This window comes from Arthrobacter sp. Leaf69 (assembly GCF_001422645.1).
Taxonomy (GTDB): Bacteria; Actinomycetota; Actinomycetes; order Actinomycetales; family Micrococcaceae; genus Arthrobacter.
Genome location: NZ_LMLR01000013.1, coordinates 55776 through 71596 on the forward strand (window position 1 = coordinate 55776; position 15821 = coordinate 71596).

12 protein-coding genes and 1 pseudogene are annotated in these 15821 nt (G+C 67.1%); 11 read left to right on the forward strand and 2 right to left on the reverse strand.

The window, feature by feature from the left end; translation table 11 throughout:
* Positions 1 to 55: 55 nt before the first annotated feature.
* Both ASE96_RS13275 and ASE96_RS13280 read right to left on the reverse strand, forming a co-directional pair.
* Positions 56 to 1150, reverse strand: a complete 1095-nt coding sequence (locus ASE96_RS13275; RefSeq protein ID WP_056431186.1) for a polyprenyl synthetase family protein — start codon at positions 1148 to 1150, stop codon at positions 56 to 58.
* Positions 1147 to 1680, reverse strand: a complete 534-nt coding sequence (locus ASE96_RS13280) for a hypothetical protein (RefSeq protein ID WP_056431187.1) — start codon at positions 1678 to 1680, stop codon at positions 1147 to 1149. The genes ASE96_RS13275 and ASE96_RS13280 overlap by 4 nt, the downstream gene beginning before the upstream one ends.
* A gap of 176 nt (positions 1681 to 1856) precedes the next feature.
* On the opposite strand from ASE96_RS13280, the gene dinB reads away from it, so the two are divergent.
* The 11 genes and pseudogenes from dinB to ftsW form a co-directional block, all read left to right on the forward strand.
* Positions 1857 to 3017: a DNA polymerase IV gene (gene dinB / locus ASE96_RS13285; protein WP_056432168.1), complete on the forward strand. Its 1161-nt coding sequence runs from the start codon at positions 1857 to 1859 to the stop codon at positions 3015 to 3017.
* Positions 3018 to 3293: 276 nt separating this feature from the next.
* On the forward strand, positions 3294 to 3668 hold the full coding sequence (locus ASE96_RS13290; RefSeq protein ID WP_056431190.1) for a DUF3040 domain-containing protein: 375 nt from the start codon (positions 3294 to 3296) through the stop codon (positions 3666 to 3668).
* A 430-nt stretch (positions 3669 to 4098) separates the two neighbouring features.
* Positions 4099 to 4527, forward strand: coding sequence for a division/cell wall cluster transcriptional repressor MraZ (gene mraZ / locus ASE96_RS13295; protein WP_056431195.1), 429 nt, complete (start codon positions 4099 to 4101; stop codon positions 4525 to 4527).
* A 191-nt stretch (positions 4528 to 4718) separates the two neighbouring features.
* Positions 4719 to 5717, forward strand: coding sequence for a 16S rRNA (cytosine(1402)-N(4))-methyltransferase RsmH (rsmH, locus tag ASE96_RS13300; RefSeq protein WP_056432170.1), 999 nt, complete (start codon positions 4719 to 4721; stop codon positions 5715 to 5717).
* Entirely contained in the window at positions 5714 to 6394 is a 681-nt protein-coding gene (locus ASE96_RS13305) for a hypothetical protein (protein WP_056431198.1), read from the forward strand. The genes rsmH and ASE96_RS13305 overlap by 4 nt, the downstream gene beginning before the upstream one ends.
* 42 nt (positions 6395 to 6436) lie before the next feature.
* Positions 6437 to 8233 (forward strand): peptidoglycan D,D-transpeptidase FtsI family protein, encoded by a 1797-nt coding sequence (locus ASE96_RS13310; RefSeq protein ID WP_056431200.1) that lies wholly within the window; start codon positions 6437 to 6439, stop codon positions 8231 to 8233.
* 115 nt (positions 8234 to 8348) lie between these two features.
* On the forward strand, positions 8349 to 10022 hold the full coding sequence (locus tag ASE96_RS13315) for a UDP-N-acetylmuramoyl-L-alanyl-D-glutamate--2,6-diaminopimelate ligase (RefSeq protein WP_056431203.1): 1674 nt from the start codon (positions 8349 to 8351) through the stop codon (positions 10020 to 10022).
* 6 nt (positions 10023 to 10028) lie between these two features.
* Positions 10029 to 11609, forward strand: a complete 1581-nt coding sequence (locus tag ASE96_RS13320) for a UDP-N-acetylmuramoyl-tripeptide--D-alanyl-D-alanine ligase (RefSeq protein WP_056431205.1) — start codon at positions 10029 to 10031, stop codon at positions 11607 to 11609.
* Complete coding sequence (gene mraY, locus ASE96_RS13325) at positions 11606 to 12715, forward strand: phospho-N-acetylmuramoyl-pentapeptide-transferase (RefSeq protein ID WP_056431208.1); 1110 nt, start codon at positions 11606 to 11608, stop codon at positions 12713 to 12715. Before ASE96_RS13320 ends, mraY begins: the two co-directional genes overlap by 4 nt.
* Positions 12697 to 14298 (forward strand): UDP-N-acetylmuramoyl-L-alanine--D-glutamate ligase, encoded by a 1602-nt coding sequence (gene murD, locus ASE96_RS13330; protein WP_056431211.1) that lies wholly within the window; start codon positions 12697 to 12699, stop codon positions 14296 to 14298. The genes mraY and murD overlap by 19 nt, the downstream gene beginning before the upstream one ends.
* Before the next feature lie 2 nt (positions 14299 to 14300).
* Positions 14301 to 15596 (forward strand): annotated as a pseudogene (ftsW, locus tag ASE96_RS13335) (putative lipid II flippase FtsW); the annotation flags it as partial.
* Positions 15597 to 15821 lie beyond the last annotated feature (225 nt).

The following is a 15821-nucleotide window of genomic DNA, read 5'->3' on the forward strand; positions in this document are numbered from 1 at the left end:
CCTGCCTTGTTGTGGAGGCGGTTAAGCCAAGTCCAGCGGGGTCCCTAGGGCCGGGTCAGGCCGTGCGGCTGACCGTGGCCTCGGCCAGCTTTCGGAGCGCCGTTTTGGGAAGTTCATCCAGCTCCAGGAGTTCCAGTTCGGAGAACGCCGCCCGTCCGAATTCCTCGATCAGTACCTCCGTGGCCTGCAGTGCACCGCAGTCCATGATGATGCGGCGGATTTCGTCCACGTCGGTGTCCTGGAGTTCGGGGCTGCCAAGCTTCGCGTCGATGTACGCGGACTCGGCCTGGCTGGCAAGGTCCAAGGCAAAGGCGATCAGTACCGTCCGCTTGCCCTCGCGGAGGTCGTCTCCGGCCGGCTTCCCGGTGGTGACAGGATCGCCGAAGACGCCCAGGACGTCGTCGCGGAGCTGGAAGGCCTCGCCGAGCGGGAGGGCGAAGGCCGAATAGCCCCGCAGCAGCTCGTCGCTGGCTCCGGCCAGCGCGCCGCCCAGAGCCAGCGGATGCTCGGTGGAGTACTTGGCCGATTTGAAGCGGATGATGGACTGGGCCCGGCTGACGGCACCGGCACGGTCCCGTTTTGGCCCGGCGACTTCCTCGAGGATGTCGAGGTACTGGCCTGCCATGACTTCGGCCCGCATCAGGTTGAAGATCAGCCGTGCCCGGCTTCCGGACGCCGCACTCTGCCCGATTTCGGTAAACGACTCCTCGCTGAAGGACAGGCACAGGTCGCCGGTCAGGATGGCGGCCGCGTGGCCGAACCGTTCGCTGTCCAGCGCCCAGCCCTGGGTCTCGTGCAGTTCGCTGAAGCGCCGGTGCACGCTGGGGCCGCCCCGGCGCGTGTCGGAGCGGTCGATGATGTCGTCATGGATGAGGGCCGCTGCCTGGAAGAGTTCCAGCGCCGAACCTGCCGTCACCACTTCGCCGGCTCCGGCCACACCGCCTGCGCCGCGCCAGCCCCAGTAGCACATGAGTGCCCGCAGGCGTTTTCCGCCGGTGACCAGGTTCGAAATGGAACCCATCAGCGGATCAATGTCGGTAGAGATCGACGACATCACAGCCTGGCGCGCGGTCAGGAAATCGGTGAGCTTTCCGGCGACGGCGGCGACATACGCGGCCTGCTCAAGCCGCAATTGCTCCGCGAGGGTCACTTGACGGACTCGGCGGCGACATTTGCGCCGATGGTGAAGGTGGAAACCCCGGCTGAGGCCACCACGGCGATGTTGACCGTGTCATTGTCACCGCGGAGGAAGTCCTTGGACGGTACGGCCCCGACAGTCTCCCCGGGAACGGCCTTGAAGCCCTGGGCCTGGAGTTCCTTCGTATAGAACGCCATCACTTCAGCCGGCGGCGCTGAGATGCTGCCGACGAGTGCCACGGTTGCAGGCACCGTGGTCTTGTCAAAGCTGCTGGAGACGATCTTCGCTTCCGGCATCACCGGAAGGAGCTTCTTCGGGAACCCGGGGACCATGGCACCGACGGTGGCTGACGTGCCGGGCTCGGCGAAGGGGCTGGCCGGCGCTGTGGAGGAGGGCTGGGCCGCGGACGGCTCGGCCGAGGCCGACGTGGGACCCGCGGAAGGGGTCCCCTGGGTGGCGGGCGTGCATGCGGCCAGGGCCATCAGCGTACCCGCCGCCAATATGGCTGCCGCGGCACGTTTGCGCTGTCCAAATACCTTCACAGGGGCTTTCCTCCTGGTGTTGACGCCGGATTCAGCCTCCAGTTTAGTCAGTCCCGGGGCATAGGATTGAAGTTGTGGTGCCGGAGAAGGATAAACAGCAGCGGGAGCAGTCTCCCCAGGGTGCAGCCAGACGGCTCAGCGAAGCGCAACTGCGCGAGTTCCGGCGCAGCAGCATCATGCACGTGGACATGGATGCGTTCTTTGTCTCCGTGGAACTGCGCAGCCGGCCGGCGCTCGTTGGAAGGCCCGTTATTGTCGGCTACCCCGCTGACCGTTCGGTGGTGCTGTCCGCCTCGTATGAGGCCCGCAGGTTCGGTGTCAAGTCGGCCATGCCAATGGCGGTCGCCATGCGGATGTGTCCGGCGGCTGTGGTCATCGAGCCCCGGCACAAGCTGTACTACGAGGTCTCCGGCCAGATCATGGATATTTTCGGGTCGATTACCGAGCTCGTGGAACCGCTGAGCGTGGACGAGGCTTTCCTCGACGTTGGGGGAGCGATCCGGCGGCTGGGTCCGCCCCGGGAGATCGGCGAACTCATCCGCACCCGGGTCCGCAGCGAACTCGGCATCACCGCGTCCGTGGGAATAGCCGCCAGCAAGTTCGTGGCAAAGATCGCGTCCACCCGCTGCAAGCCGAACGGACTGCTGCTCATTGGCCCGGAGGAGACGGTCCCGTACCTCCACAGCCTTCCGGTCAGCGCACTCTGGGGTGTGGGAGCCAAAACCGTCGAGGTGCTCTCCAGGATGGGCATCCGGACCGTCGCGGACGTCGCGGCGTCCCCGCTGCCGTCCCTGCGGAAAGTGCTGGGTGCTTCAGGGGAGCACGTCCACCGCCTGTCGTGGGGGATCGACTCCCGTCCGGTAACCCCCGTCCGGCTCGAGAAGAGCATCGGGGCCGAAGAGACCTTCGCGGTGGACACCGCCGACGAGGCACAACTGCACCGGGAACTGCTGCGGCTCTCGCACCGGACGGCGGAGCGGCTCCGCAGTGCCGGCATGCACGCCCGCACCGTTGCCCTCAAATTGCGCTACGCGGACTTCTCCACCATCACCCGCAGCCGCACAGTCAGCACGCCGATCGACAGCGCCCAATTGCTCTACGTCGTCGCCATCCAGTTGCTGGAATCAGTCGGTGACCGGCCCATGACGGTGCGGCTCGTGGGGATACGCGCCGAACAGCTCGAGGAAGCCGCCCACGCACCCTTGCAGCTGAGTCTGGACCGCAGGGACGACAACTGGCGCGCCGCCGAGCAGGTCCTGGACCAGGTGACCCGCAAATTCGGCACAAAATCGGTGCTCCCGGCCCGGCTCCTGGACCCCGGGAACAATCCGGGCTGATATTGGCCGCCAGACGCCCGCTTCATGATGTCAACAGGACGTTCGGCATCTTTCAGAACAGGGCGCAACAAACTATCCTTATTTATACGTAGGTTTGGAACGACTGGATCGAGCGTTCGGACTAATGCAGGACCAGTTGAACTCCCCGTCAGGGGCCGTGGAAAATCCCGTTCGACCAACGGCGGCGAAAGGGAACCACGCGGGAATCCCACACGTTGTGGGTTTAGGGACACTGGCCGCGTCAGTCTGGACGTTGGCCGACTTAAGGAGGTCGTGATGCCGCTCTCGGAGCACGAACAGAAGTTGCTGGAGCAACTTGAGAAGCAGCTGCATGAGGACGATCCCAAGTTCGCCAGCTCGATGGGCTCGGACGCGGGACGTTCATGGTCAACCCGCCATTTGGTGATCGGCGTCCTTGCCACCTTGGCCGGCGTCGTACTCCTGCTCTTCGGCGTGACGATCCAGAACATTTTCGTCGGAGTCCTGGGCTTCGTCGTGATGGGCGCGGGTGTGTATTACGCCACCATGCGCGGCTCGGCCGCCGGCAAGGCGAAGGCCGCAGGTACGGCCCGGAAGTCCGGAAAACCCCGGAGTTCGTTCATGAGCAGTCTTGAGGACCGCTGGGACGAGAGGCACCGCGGGGAATCCTGACCGTTTCCGGGGCTGCCGCCCGTCCAGTCGCCGGCCTCCGCTTTCCACCTCCATTCCGCGCCCTCCATTCCGCACCACCGGAACATCACAGGTGGCACAAAAGACCCGCTGCGGCGGGTCTTTTGCCGTTAATCGGGCCATTCCGGCCCGGACCGGGGACGCGGGAGTGCCCCGGGGGCCTTCGCGGCCTTCCGTGACACTCCCGCGCGCGGCCGGGCGCCCCGGCCCTCCACAATCCCTCCACTGCGCACCACCAGGCCTGGATCCTTGCCATTGCAGGGAACCGCTGAGCGGTTTCTCCCACAAATTGACGCAGAATCGTTCGGCGTGTCGTTGACTGTGGAGGGATGTGGAGTAATGTGGAGGACGTAAGAGGGTAGTGGCAGCACAGGGGACGTTGGGCTTCCTACGAACAGACAGGCGGTGGGCCGTGTTTCTCGGCACACATTCGCCGCGTCTGGACGAAAAAGGTCGAATCATCCTTCCCGCGAAGTTCCGTGAGGAGCTTGCCGGCGGGCTGGTTCTCACAAGGGGCCAGGAACGTTGCATCTACGTCTTCAGTGAGGCGGAATTCGGCCGGGTTCACGAGCAAATGCGGGAGGCTCCAATCTCCAACAAGCAGGCTCGCGACTACATCCGGGTTTTCCTCTCTGGAGCCTCCGACGAGGTACCTGACAAGCAGGGGCGCGTGACGATTCCGCCGGCGCTCCGGGAGTACGCAGGACTCGGCCGGGAACTCGCCGTTATCGGTGCAGGAACCCGGGCTGAGATCTGGGACGCCCAAGCCTGGAACGAATACCTCGCCGAAAAGGAAACGGCCTTCTCGGAGACCGACGATGCCATACCGGGGATTCTCTGAAGCCCCACAGGAACCACGCAGCACCGCACGATTCTTGACCGAGATCTCCAGCCGCCCATCCCGCGGATCTTCCTGGCTCACTTCCCCGGAGCCAGGCGGACGCAGGATAGGCGCGGATGGGGATCTGGATCAAGAAGCGGCGGACACCGACCGCACTCCCAGACGCAGCCGAACCACGAAAGGACGCAGGCATGACGGACCCTGACCAGGCGAAGCCTACGTCCGAACGGCATGTGCCGGTCCTCAAGGACCGGTGCATCAATTTGTTGGCACCCGGGTTCGAGGCGGCCCGCAGCCGTGGGGAGACTCCCGTGGTCATCGACGCCACCTTGGGCATGGGCGGCCACTCCGAGGCCATGCTCCAGCGCTTCCCGGACCTGCACCTGATTGGCATCGACCGCGACGAGGAAGCCCTGGCGCTGGCGGGGGAGAGGCTGAAACCCTTCGCCAGCCGGATTGACCTCGTGCACGCCGTGTACGACGAGATCCCCGAGGTCCTGGCTGATCTCGGTTTCGCGGAGGTCCACGGGGTCCTGATGGACCTCGGCGTCTCCTCACTCCAGCTGGACGAGCGGGAACGCGGCTTCGCGTATTCCTTCGACGCCCCGCTGGACATGCGCATGGACACGAGCCGCGGCCAAACGGCCGCCGACGTCGTCAACAACTACTCCGAAGAGGACCTGGTCCGGATCATCCGGAAATGGGGCGAAGAGAAGTTCGCCGGCCGCATCGCCAACCGGATCGTCGCCGCCCGGGCCGAGAAGCCATTCGCCACCACGGGGGAGCTGGTCGAACAGATCCGCGGCGTTGTCCCCGCCGGCGCCGCAAAATCCGGCGGGCACCCCGCCAAACGCACCTTCCAGGCGCTCCGCATTGAGGTCAACGAGGAACTCGACGTCCTGGAACGCGCCGTTCCGGCAGCCATCGACGCGATCGCCGTCGGCGGCCGCGTCGTGGTCATGTCCTACCACTCGCTGGAAGACAAGATCGTCAAGGGCTTCTTCCAGGCGGGCTCAAAATCCTCCGCGCCCCTCGGGTTCCCCGTAGAGCTCGAAGAGCACAAAGCAGAACTGAAAACCCTGACGAAGGGCACCGAGGTGCCCACCGCCGCCGAAATCGCCGAGAACCCGCGCGCCGCGTCCGCCAGGCTCCGCGCCGTGGAACGCATCAAAGCCAGGAGGGCCGCATGAGCACCGCAGCTGTCAGCAGATTCCCCGTTGCCACAGGCGCGACGGCCCGCGCCCTTCCCGGGCCCACCCCTGGCACCGGCCCGTCCCGGAAGGCGCGGACTCCGCTTTCGCTGGTCCGTTCCGCTCCGCGGAAACGCCGGGCCCCGTTCGTTGTGCTCTGCTTCGGCCTCCTCGCGGTGGCCCTGATGGCCGTGCTGGTCCTGAACATCTCCGTCTCCACCGCCCAGTACCAGCTGGTACAGCTCCGGGGCGAGCAGTCCACCCTGACGAAGCAGAACCAGGACCTCACCCAGCAGGTGCAGAACTTTGGCGCCCCGCAGAACCTGGCGGCCAAAGCCGCCGAACTGGGTATGGTCACCTCCACCGCCAAAGGCCAGATTGACCTCTCCACGCTGACCGTTACGGGCAAGGCCAAGCCCGCGGTCAAGGGAGACGCCGCCGGAGCCGTCATCGCCGCGCCGGCCGTCGCCGGGCAGCTCAGTGTCGTTCCGCCGGCCACCGTCAACGAGCCGCTCGCGAACCGCAAACCCGCCGAGGCAGATTCAAACTCTGCACCCGCCGCCGCCGCGCCCGCCGCCGCTAAGCCCAAGCCGGCCGCGCCCAAACCTGCCGCCCCGGCCGTCGAACTCCACGGTGGCACCGTTCCCGCCCCCGCACAGAAGGTGCCGGGACAGTAAGCAGGACGGACCACCAGCCAAGGCAAGCAGCAAGGAAACATCGTGGCGCAGAACACCGGCAAGGCACGCAAGGCGAAAGCGCCGAGCGCGACCCGGCGGCTGCGGTTGGGCCTCGGCGTTATGCTGACGCTCCTGCTCGTCGTCGGCGGGAAGCTCTTTCTCGTCCAGGGCCTCGACGTCGGGGGCATGGCCGAGGCCGCCCTCCAGAACAGGCTCACACCGGTTGAACTTCCGGCTGAGCGCGGCAGCATCCTGGACGCCAACGGCACGGTCCTGGCCAGCAGCGTCATTCGCTACAACGTCGTCGTGGACCAGCGGGTCAACACCAAAACCGAAACGTTCCGCCGGTTTGACGAAAGAACAGAGGAACTCGTCCAGGTTTCCCGTGACCAGGGCATCTCCGACCTGGCCGCGCTGCTGGGTATGGACGCGTCCGCGCTCAAGGACGCCCTGACCGGCGCGAAGCCCTACTACATCGTGGCCAAAGACGTGAAGCCTGACATCGAGGACCGCATCTCCAAACTGCAGATCCCGGGCATCGTCACGGTGGGCACCAGCAAGCGGGTGTACCCCAACGGCTCGGTGGCCGGCGGGATCGTCGGCTTCCTGCAGGACGGGACCACCGGCCAGGCCGGCCTCGAGCAGACCCAGGACGAAATCCTCAAGGGCACCCCCGGAAAACGGCTCTTCGAAATCGGCGCCGACGGACTCCGTATCCCGGTCGGCGTGGACCAGCTCACGCCAGCCGTGAACGGCAAGGACATCAAGCTCACCCTGAACTCGGACCTGCAGTACTTCGCCCAGCAGGCCATCCAGAGCCAGCGGGACAAACTCAGCGCCGAGTGGGGGGTCGTGATTGTCCAGGACATCAAGACCGGCGACATCATCGCCATGGCGGACACCAACTCCCCGGACCCCAACGATCCGGGCAAAGTCGACGCGCAGGACCGCGGCGTCCGTGCCGTGACCGCCGCCTATGAGCCCGGCTCGGTGGAGAAAATGATCACGGCCGCAGCCCTGATCGAGGAGGGCAAGTCGAGCCCGCTGGACACGTTCACCATCCCGCCGTCGTACACCGTGGACGGGCAGACATTCAACGACGCCTTCTCCCACGGCACCGAGGACCGGACCCTGGCCGGCATCCTGGGCTGGTCGATGAACACCGGTACGGTGATGGCCGGCCAGCGGCTCAGCAAGGAGCAACGCTATAACTGGCTGAAGAAGTTCGGCATCGGGGAGGCGCCGGACATCGGCCTGCCCGCCGAGGCCAAGGGCATCCTGACGCCGCACGATCAATGGGACGGCCGCCAGGAGTACACCGTACTGTTCGGCCAGGGCGTCTCGCAGTCCACGCTCCAGACGGTCCGGGCTTTTCAAAGCGTCGCCAACGACGGCGTAATGCTCCAGCCGCGGCTGATCGACAGCTACATCACCCCCGACGGCGTCGAGGAGAAGGTGCCCGCGCAGGCGCCCCGGCAAATCGTGTCCGCGGCCACTGCCAAGCAGGTGCGGGACATCCTCGAGAGCGCCGTCACGGAGGGCCAGATCAAGGAAGCAGGGCTGGACGGCTACCGGGTCGGGGCGAAGACCGGCACCTCGCAATCGCCCTGCGACGACGGGACGGCCGGGTTCTGCGGCTTCACGGCGTCGATGGTGGGGATGGCGCCGATGGACGATCCGCGGTTTATTGTTGAAGTGGTCCTGCAACGGCCCAAAGGCGATATCTACGGAATCTCGAACGGGCCGGTCTTCCGGTCCGTGATGAGCCAGGCGCTGCGGACGTACAACGTCCCGCCGTCCAAAGGCCAGCCCGTCAGGCTGCCGCAGTACGCCAAGTAGCACCCGCGCGAGAACCAGCACCAGCCCGTCCACGAACCTGTTCCGGGAAAATGAGCCTGCGGGCCGGAGTACTCCTCCATGCGCAGCGCCAGATCCACCAGCACCACCAACGGAGATGCACGTGTCAGATCAGAATGCCCCCGGCGCTTCCGCCGCGCCGTCCGGCCCCGGGTCCACCCCGGGGTTCCGGCCAACTGCGGTTGCCGCAGTGCAGCTGGCATCCATCGGCGAGGCGATCGGCGTCGTGGTCCCAGGGGCTTCCGGCTCCGTCCCGGTTACCGGGATTTCCCTGAACTCCCGCGCCGTGCAGCCCGGCGACCTCTACGTCGCCCTGCCCGGCGCGAGCCGGCACGGGGCCGATTTCGTCTCCCAGGCGGTGGAGGCCGGTGCGGCCGCCGTGCTGACGGACGACGCCGGCGCACGCCTGCTGGCGTTCTCACACGACATCGCCGTCCCGGTGCTGCTGGCCGAGGAGCCCCGCAGCCTCGTGGGCGGCCTGTCGGCCCTGATCTACCGGAGCCGGCCGGAGGACGCCCCGGCACCGGCCCTCTACGGTGTGACAGGCACCAACGGGAAAACCACCACCACGTACTTCATCAACGCCCTCCTGCAGGCCCTCGGGCAGAAGACGGGACTGATCGGCACCATCGAGATCCTGGCCGGCGGTGCGCCGATTCCGAGCCTCCTCACCACGCCCGAGTCCACCGATGTCCATGCCCTGCTGGCCCTCATGCGCGAACGCGGCCTTGACGCGGCCTCGATGGAGGTCTCCTCGCACGCGATCTCCTTCCGGCGCGTGGACGGTGTCGTGTTCGACGTCGCCGGCTTCACCAACCTGACGCAGGACCACCTCGACCTGCACGGCAGCATGGATGAGTACTTCCAGACCAAAGCGCAGCTCTTCACACCAGGGCGGGCCAGCAAGGCAGTGGTGACCGTGGACGACGACTGGGGCGCCCAGCTGGCCGGTGCCGCAGCCATCCCGGTCACCACGCTGTCCACACACGCGGCCGCGGGAGCGTTGGTGGCGACGGGGGAGCCGGCAGCAGCGGACTGGACCGTCAGCCGGCAGGCCCCGCACGGACTCGGCACCGACTTCACCCTCCGCCACCGCGACGGCACGGAACTGCGGGTCCACACCGGGCTGCCCGGGAGCTTCAACGTGGCCAACGCCGCGCTGGCAACGGTGATGGTGCTCGCGGGCGGCCACGACGCGGCCGCCGTCCAGGCGGCCCTCGACGCCGCCGACCCCTTCACGGTCGCCGTCCCGGGCCGCATGCAACTCGTCTCCACCGCCCCCGCCGCGGTGGTGGATTTCGCCCACAACCCGGATGCCCTGGCCCGGGCACTTGACGCTGTCCGGTCCCCGGAACCTGGGTCCCGCGTGATCGTCGTCTTTGGTGCCACCGGCCAACGCGACCAGGGCAAGCGTCCCGCCATGGGTGCCATCGCCGCCCGCCGCGCGGACACCGTGATCATCAGCGACGACGACCCGCACGACGAGGACGCCGCGGCGATCCGCGCCGACGTCATGGCGGGCGCGGTCGAAGCGAAGGAACGTGAGGGCCTGGACTGCAGCATCATCGAAGTTTTCCCCCGCGATGCCGCCATCCGGAAAGCCGTGGAACTCGCGGGCCCGGCGGACACCATCCTTGTCGCGGGACGCGGCCACGAAGTGTGGCAGGAGGTCAAGGGCGTCAACCTCGCCCTTGACGACAGGGTGGAGCTCCGCTCCGCCTTGACAGCTCGGGGATTCACCGTTCTCGAAGACCAGCGGATAGAGTCCTAAACCGACATGATTGCATTTACCGCGGCGGAAATCGCCGACATAACCAACGGCCGCCTGGCCGCCGAGCCGGGGATCACCCCCGGCTCCGTGGTGACCGATTCCCGGGAAGCGGCCTCGGGCTCCCTCTACGTGGCCAAACCGGGGGAGACGGCCGACGGCCACGACTTCGTTGCCGCCGCCTTCGAACGCGGCGCCGTGCTGGCGCTGGTGGAACACGACGTCGCCAACGACGCCGGGGTCAACTACCCCGCCGTCGTGGTCCAGGATTCGGTCCTCGCGATGGGCGCCCTTGCGGCGGAGGCCGTCCGGCGGATCCGCGCCAGCCGCGCCGCCGCCGGCGCGACGCTGACCGTCATCGGGATCACCGGATCCGCCGGCAAAACCACCACCAAGGACCTGCTGGCGGGAATTCTCGCCGCCGAAGGAACCACCATTGCCCCGCAGGGCTCCTATAACGGCGAAGTCGGCGTTCCGCTCACGGTCTTCAAAGCCGGCGTCGACACCCGTTATCTCGTGATCGAGATGGGCGCCACGGGGGTAGGCCACATCAGCTACCTTGCGGACATGGTCCGCCCCGACATCGGCGTGGTTCTTGGCGTCGGTACCGCCCACGCCGGGGAATTCGGCGGCGTCGAGAACATTGCCCTCGCGAAGGGCGAACTCGTCGAAGCCCTGCCATCCACCGGAACCGCCATCCTCAACCTGGACGATGCGCGGGTGGCCGCCATGGCCAAACGAACCCGGGCCACGGTCCTTGGCTACACCGCGCAGGCCGCCCGCGGAGGCGGATCAGACGCAGCCGGTGGGGGAGCAGTCGGTTCAGAATCAGCCGGTGCTGACCTGGTCCGCGCGGAAGGAGTCGGGCTGAATGCCGGCGGCAACCCCGAATTCGAACTTTTCCTGCCCGGCGACACCGCCGGGCACCACGTCTCAGCCAAACTGATCGGGGCGCACCACATCGCCAACCTGCTGGCCGCAGCGGCAGCCGCCCATGCCGCCGGCGTTCCGGCCGCACGGATCGCCGCCTCGCTCAGCGCGCAGACCGCCGCCAGCCGCTGGCGGATGGAACGCACCGAGCGGGCCGACGGCGTCACCGTCATCAACGATGCGTACAACGCCAACCCGGAGTCCATGCGCGCGGCCTTGCGCACGCTTGCGGACCTGGGAAGGGGCCGCCGGACCTGGGCCGTGCTGGGCGCCATGCTCGAGCTGGGCCCCGACTCCATCCGCGAACACATGGCGGTGGGAACGCAGGTGGTCCGGCTCAATATCTCCCGGCTCGTCGTCGTGGGACGCGAGGCCCGTTCGCTCTACGTCTCCGCCGTCAACGAGGGGTCCTGGGGCGACGAATGCGTCTTCGCCGAGACGCCGGAGGTGGCCTACAACCTGTTGCAGGCGGAGCTGGAGCCCGGCGACCTGGTGCTGTTCAAGTCTTCCAACAGCATCGGGCTGCGTCATCTGGGCGATCGGATAGCATTACCCCCACAGGCCCCCGGGACCGCTGCGGGTTCCGCTGAAGGGCAGGCTGCCGAAAAAGCTGCCGGAGACACCGCCGGAACCGCCACTGAAGGGAGTGCGCTGCTGTGATTGCACTGCTGATGGGGGCCGGGCTGGCCTTGCTGTTTGCCTTCCTGGGCACGCCGCTGTTTATCCGCTTCCTGGTCCGGAAGAGCTACGGGCAATTCATCCGGGATGACGGACCCACCACACACCACACCAAACGCGGCACCCCCACCATGGGAGGGACGGTGGTGGTCCTGGCAGTGCTAGCGAGCTACGGCATCACCCACCTCGTGATGTGGATGATCAACCCGGCCTCGCCGGGCCCGTCCGCTTCGGCCCTGCTGCTGCTGTTCCTGATGGTCGGCATGGGGCTGGTGGGCTTCCTGGATGACTTCATCAAGATCTCCAAGCAGCGCAGCCTCGGCCTGAACGCCAAGGCCAAACTGATCCTGCAGGCCGCCGTGGGCATCATCTTCGCGATCCTCGCGCTCTATTTCCCGGACGAGAACGGTGTGACGCCCGCGTCGTACCAGATCTCCCTGGTCCGGGACATCCCGTGGCTGAACCTGGCCTTCGCGGGCACCCTCCTGGGCACCATCCTCTTCGTGCTCTGGTCCAACCTCATCATCACCGCCGCCACCAACGGCGTGAACCTGACGGACGGACTCGACGGCCTGGCCGCCGGTGCCTCCATCATGGTCTTCGGCGCCTACACGCTGATGGGCATCTGGCAGAGCAACCAGTCCTGCGGTTCGCCGCGGCAGGCCGGCTCGGGCTGCTACATCGTCCGGGACCCGCTGGACCTGGCCCTGCTCGCCGCCATCCTCAGCGCGGCGCTGGTCGGCTTCCTGTGGTGGAACACCTCCCCGGCGAAAATCTTCATGGGCGACACCGGATCACTGGCCATTGGCGGCGCCGTCGCTGGCTTCGCGATCCTCTCCCGGACCGAACTGCTGCTCGCCTTCATCGGCGGACTCTTCGTCCTGATCACGCTGTCGGTCATCATCCAGGTGGGCTACTTCAAAATCACCAAGGGCAAACGGTTCTTCAAGATGGCCCCGCTCCAGCACCACTTTGAGCTCAAAGGCTGGGCGGAGGTCACAGTGGTGGTCCGGTTCTGGATCCTGTGCGGACTCTTTGTCGCCGCCGGGCTGGGCATTTTCTACGCCGAATGGGTGGTACTCCTGTGACCAGTCCGATTCCCGCGCCCCTCACCACATCACCCCGGCTTGAGAACCTGGTCACCTGGGACTCCGACTGGGCCGGGCTGCGGGTGGTTGTCACCGGCATCGGGATCTCCGGCTTCGCCGCCGCCGACACGCTGATCGAACTTGGCGCCCGCGTGGTGGTTGTGGACGCTGCCACGGGACCGAAAGCCCAGGCCCAGGCGGACACCCTGCGGATCGTCGGGGCCGCCGACGTCCTGCTGGGCGAGGACGCCGTGAACACCATCCCCAAAATCGACGGTGACAAGCCGGACCTGATTGTCACCTCCCCGGGCTGGCGCCCGGACCAGGCCCTGCTCGCGGCGGCAGCCCGGGCCCACATCCCGGTCTGGGGCGACGTCGAACTCGCGTGGCGGGTCCGGGAACGCAAGGGACGCAAGACCGCGGACTGGCTCACCATCACCGGCACCAACGGAAAGACCACAACCGTGGGGCTGACCGAATCGATGCTGCAGGCCGCAGGACTCAAAGCCATCGCCGTCGGCAACGTCGGCACACCCATCCTGGACGCCCTGCGCGACCCGGTGGACTACGACGTCTTCGCCGTCGAGCTCTCCAGCTTCCAGCTGCACTGGAGCCATTCCGTCTCCCCGGTGGCAAGCGTCTGCCTCAACGTCGCCGAGGACCATGTGGACTGGCACGGATCCTATGCGTCGTACCTGGCGGACAAGGCGAAGGTCTACGAAAACACCCAAAAGGCGTGCATCTACAACGCCGAGCAGATCGAAACCGAACGCATGGTGGAAGACGCCGACGTCGTCGAGGGCTGCCGGGCGGTGGCCTTCACCACCGTCACGCCGGCCGTCAGCATGCTCGGCGTCGTCGAGGGCCTCCTGGTGGACCGCGCCTTCATCGCCGAGCGCAAGGACAGCGCCGCCGAGCTGGCGTCCGTAGCGGACCTCGGCGCCGTCGCGCCACGCCACATGGTGGCCAATGCCCTGGCAGCGGCGGCCCTGGTCCGGGCCTACGGCGTGGAGCCGTCCGCCGTCCGCAAGGGCCTGCTGAACTACCTGCCGGGGGACCACCGCATCCAGCTCGTCGCCCGGCACGAGGGCGTCCTCTGGGTCAATGACTCCAAAGCCACCAACCCGCATGCAGCCGCGGCATCCCTCTCCGCGTTCGAAAACGTCGTGTGGATAGCGGGCGGGCTGTCCAAAGGCGTGAACTACGAGGCGCTGGTCCAGGAGCACGCCCGCCGGCTCAAGGCTGTGGTCCTGATCGGGGCGGACTCCAGCGATCTGCGCTCCGCGCTGCAGCGACACGCGCCGGATGTCCCCGTGATCGGCGAGGCGAAGGGCGAAACTGAAGACGTGCAGACTGCCGGTACGGCCGACGCCCAAGCAGGACCATCACCGATTTTCGGTGAGACTGTGATGGCCCGGGCCGTTGCTGCGGCGGCGCAGCTTGCCGCCTCCGGGGACACTGTGCTCCTGGCCCCGGCGGCTGCATCCATGGACCAGTTCTCTTCCTACGCTCACCGTGGCGACGCCTTCATCGAAGCTGTCCGCGAGCTCGTGGAAGGGCAGGCTCAGACCAGCGAGGAGTAACTATGGTCAGCACGCCCACACGTTCGCCCGCGGCCTCACCGGCCGCAACCAAGCCGACGGCGGCCAGGACGGCGCCAGCCCAGGCACCCTCAGGCCCTCAGGCGGCCGGCCGCAAGGTCCGGGACTGGTACCGGGGGTTCTGGTCCGCCCTTGAAGGAACGGGCAAGTCCCGCAACGGATCCACGTACTACCTGATCCTGGGTTCCACCCTCGCTCTGACGGCGATCGGCATCATGATGGTGCTCTCCGCCTCGAGCGTCGAGGCCATCGCAGCGGGGGAGTCGCCGTACACGGCGGCGCTCAAGCAGGGGCTGTTCGCCGGGATCGGCCTGTTTGGCATGTTCCTGCTTTCCCGGGTCAACGTGGTCTGGCTCAAGCGCGGCGCCTGGATCGCCATCATCGTCGCGTTCGTCCTGCTGGTGCTGGTGCTGGTCATCGGCCGCAGCGCCCTCGGCAACAAGAACTGGATCGACGTCGGGCCCTTCACGTTCCAGCCGTCCGAGGCGGCCAAACTGGCGCTTGCCCTCTGGATGGCCACCGTGCTGGACCGCAAGGCCAAGCTGCTGTCCCAGGCAAAGCACGCCCTGGTCCCCGTGGTGCTCCCGGGCGCCGCCGGAATTGTCGGGCTCATCCTGATGGGCAACGACCTTGGCACCGCCATGATCGTCATGATGATCACGGCGGCCGCCCTGTTCTTCGCCGGGGTGCGGCTGTACCTGTTCGGGATCGCCGGCGTCATCATCGCCGCGGGCACCGCCGTCATGGCCATCACGAGCCCCAACCGCGTCTGCCGCATCCTGTCCTGGACGGGGCAAACCTGCGCGGACGGCTCCGACCTGAACTACCAGTCGACCAACGGCCTGTACGGTCTGGCTTCCGGCGGGTGGTTCGGGGTAGGGCTGGGGCAGAGCCGGCAGAAGTACAGCTGGATCCCGGAAGCACACAATGACTTCATCTTCGCCATCATCGGCGAGGAACTGGGACTCGTCGGAACCCTCGTGGTGCTGGTGCTCTTCGCCATTCTCGGCACCGCCATCTACCGGGTGGTTGTGGCCCAGAAGGACATGTTCCACCGCGTCCTGGCCGGCACCATCATGGTCTGGCTGCTGGGCCAGGCGACGGTCAACATGGCCGTGGTCACCGGGCTGGCCCCCGTGGTGGGAATCCCGCTCCCTTTCATTTCCTACGGCGGCTCGGCCCTGCTCATGTCCCTGTGCGCAATCGGCGTAGTGTTGTCCCTGGCCCGGGCACAGATGGCGCCGGGCCTCCAGCCGAAACGGCTCTTCCGGTTCGGCCCGGCCGGGCTGGCGGCGTCGCTGCGGAAGCGGATCGCGGCACGCGGCGCAGCGACGGCCACAACCGGCAACGCAGTCAAGACAGCCGGCACAACTTCCGGTAAAACAGCCAAGACCGCACACCGGACCGCAGCCGGCAACGAAGCCAGGAAACCGCCTCCCAACACGTCGGCCCGTACCGCGCCAACCACCAGAACGCCGGCTGCCACAACGCCGGCCGCCAGGACG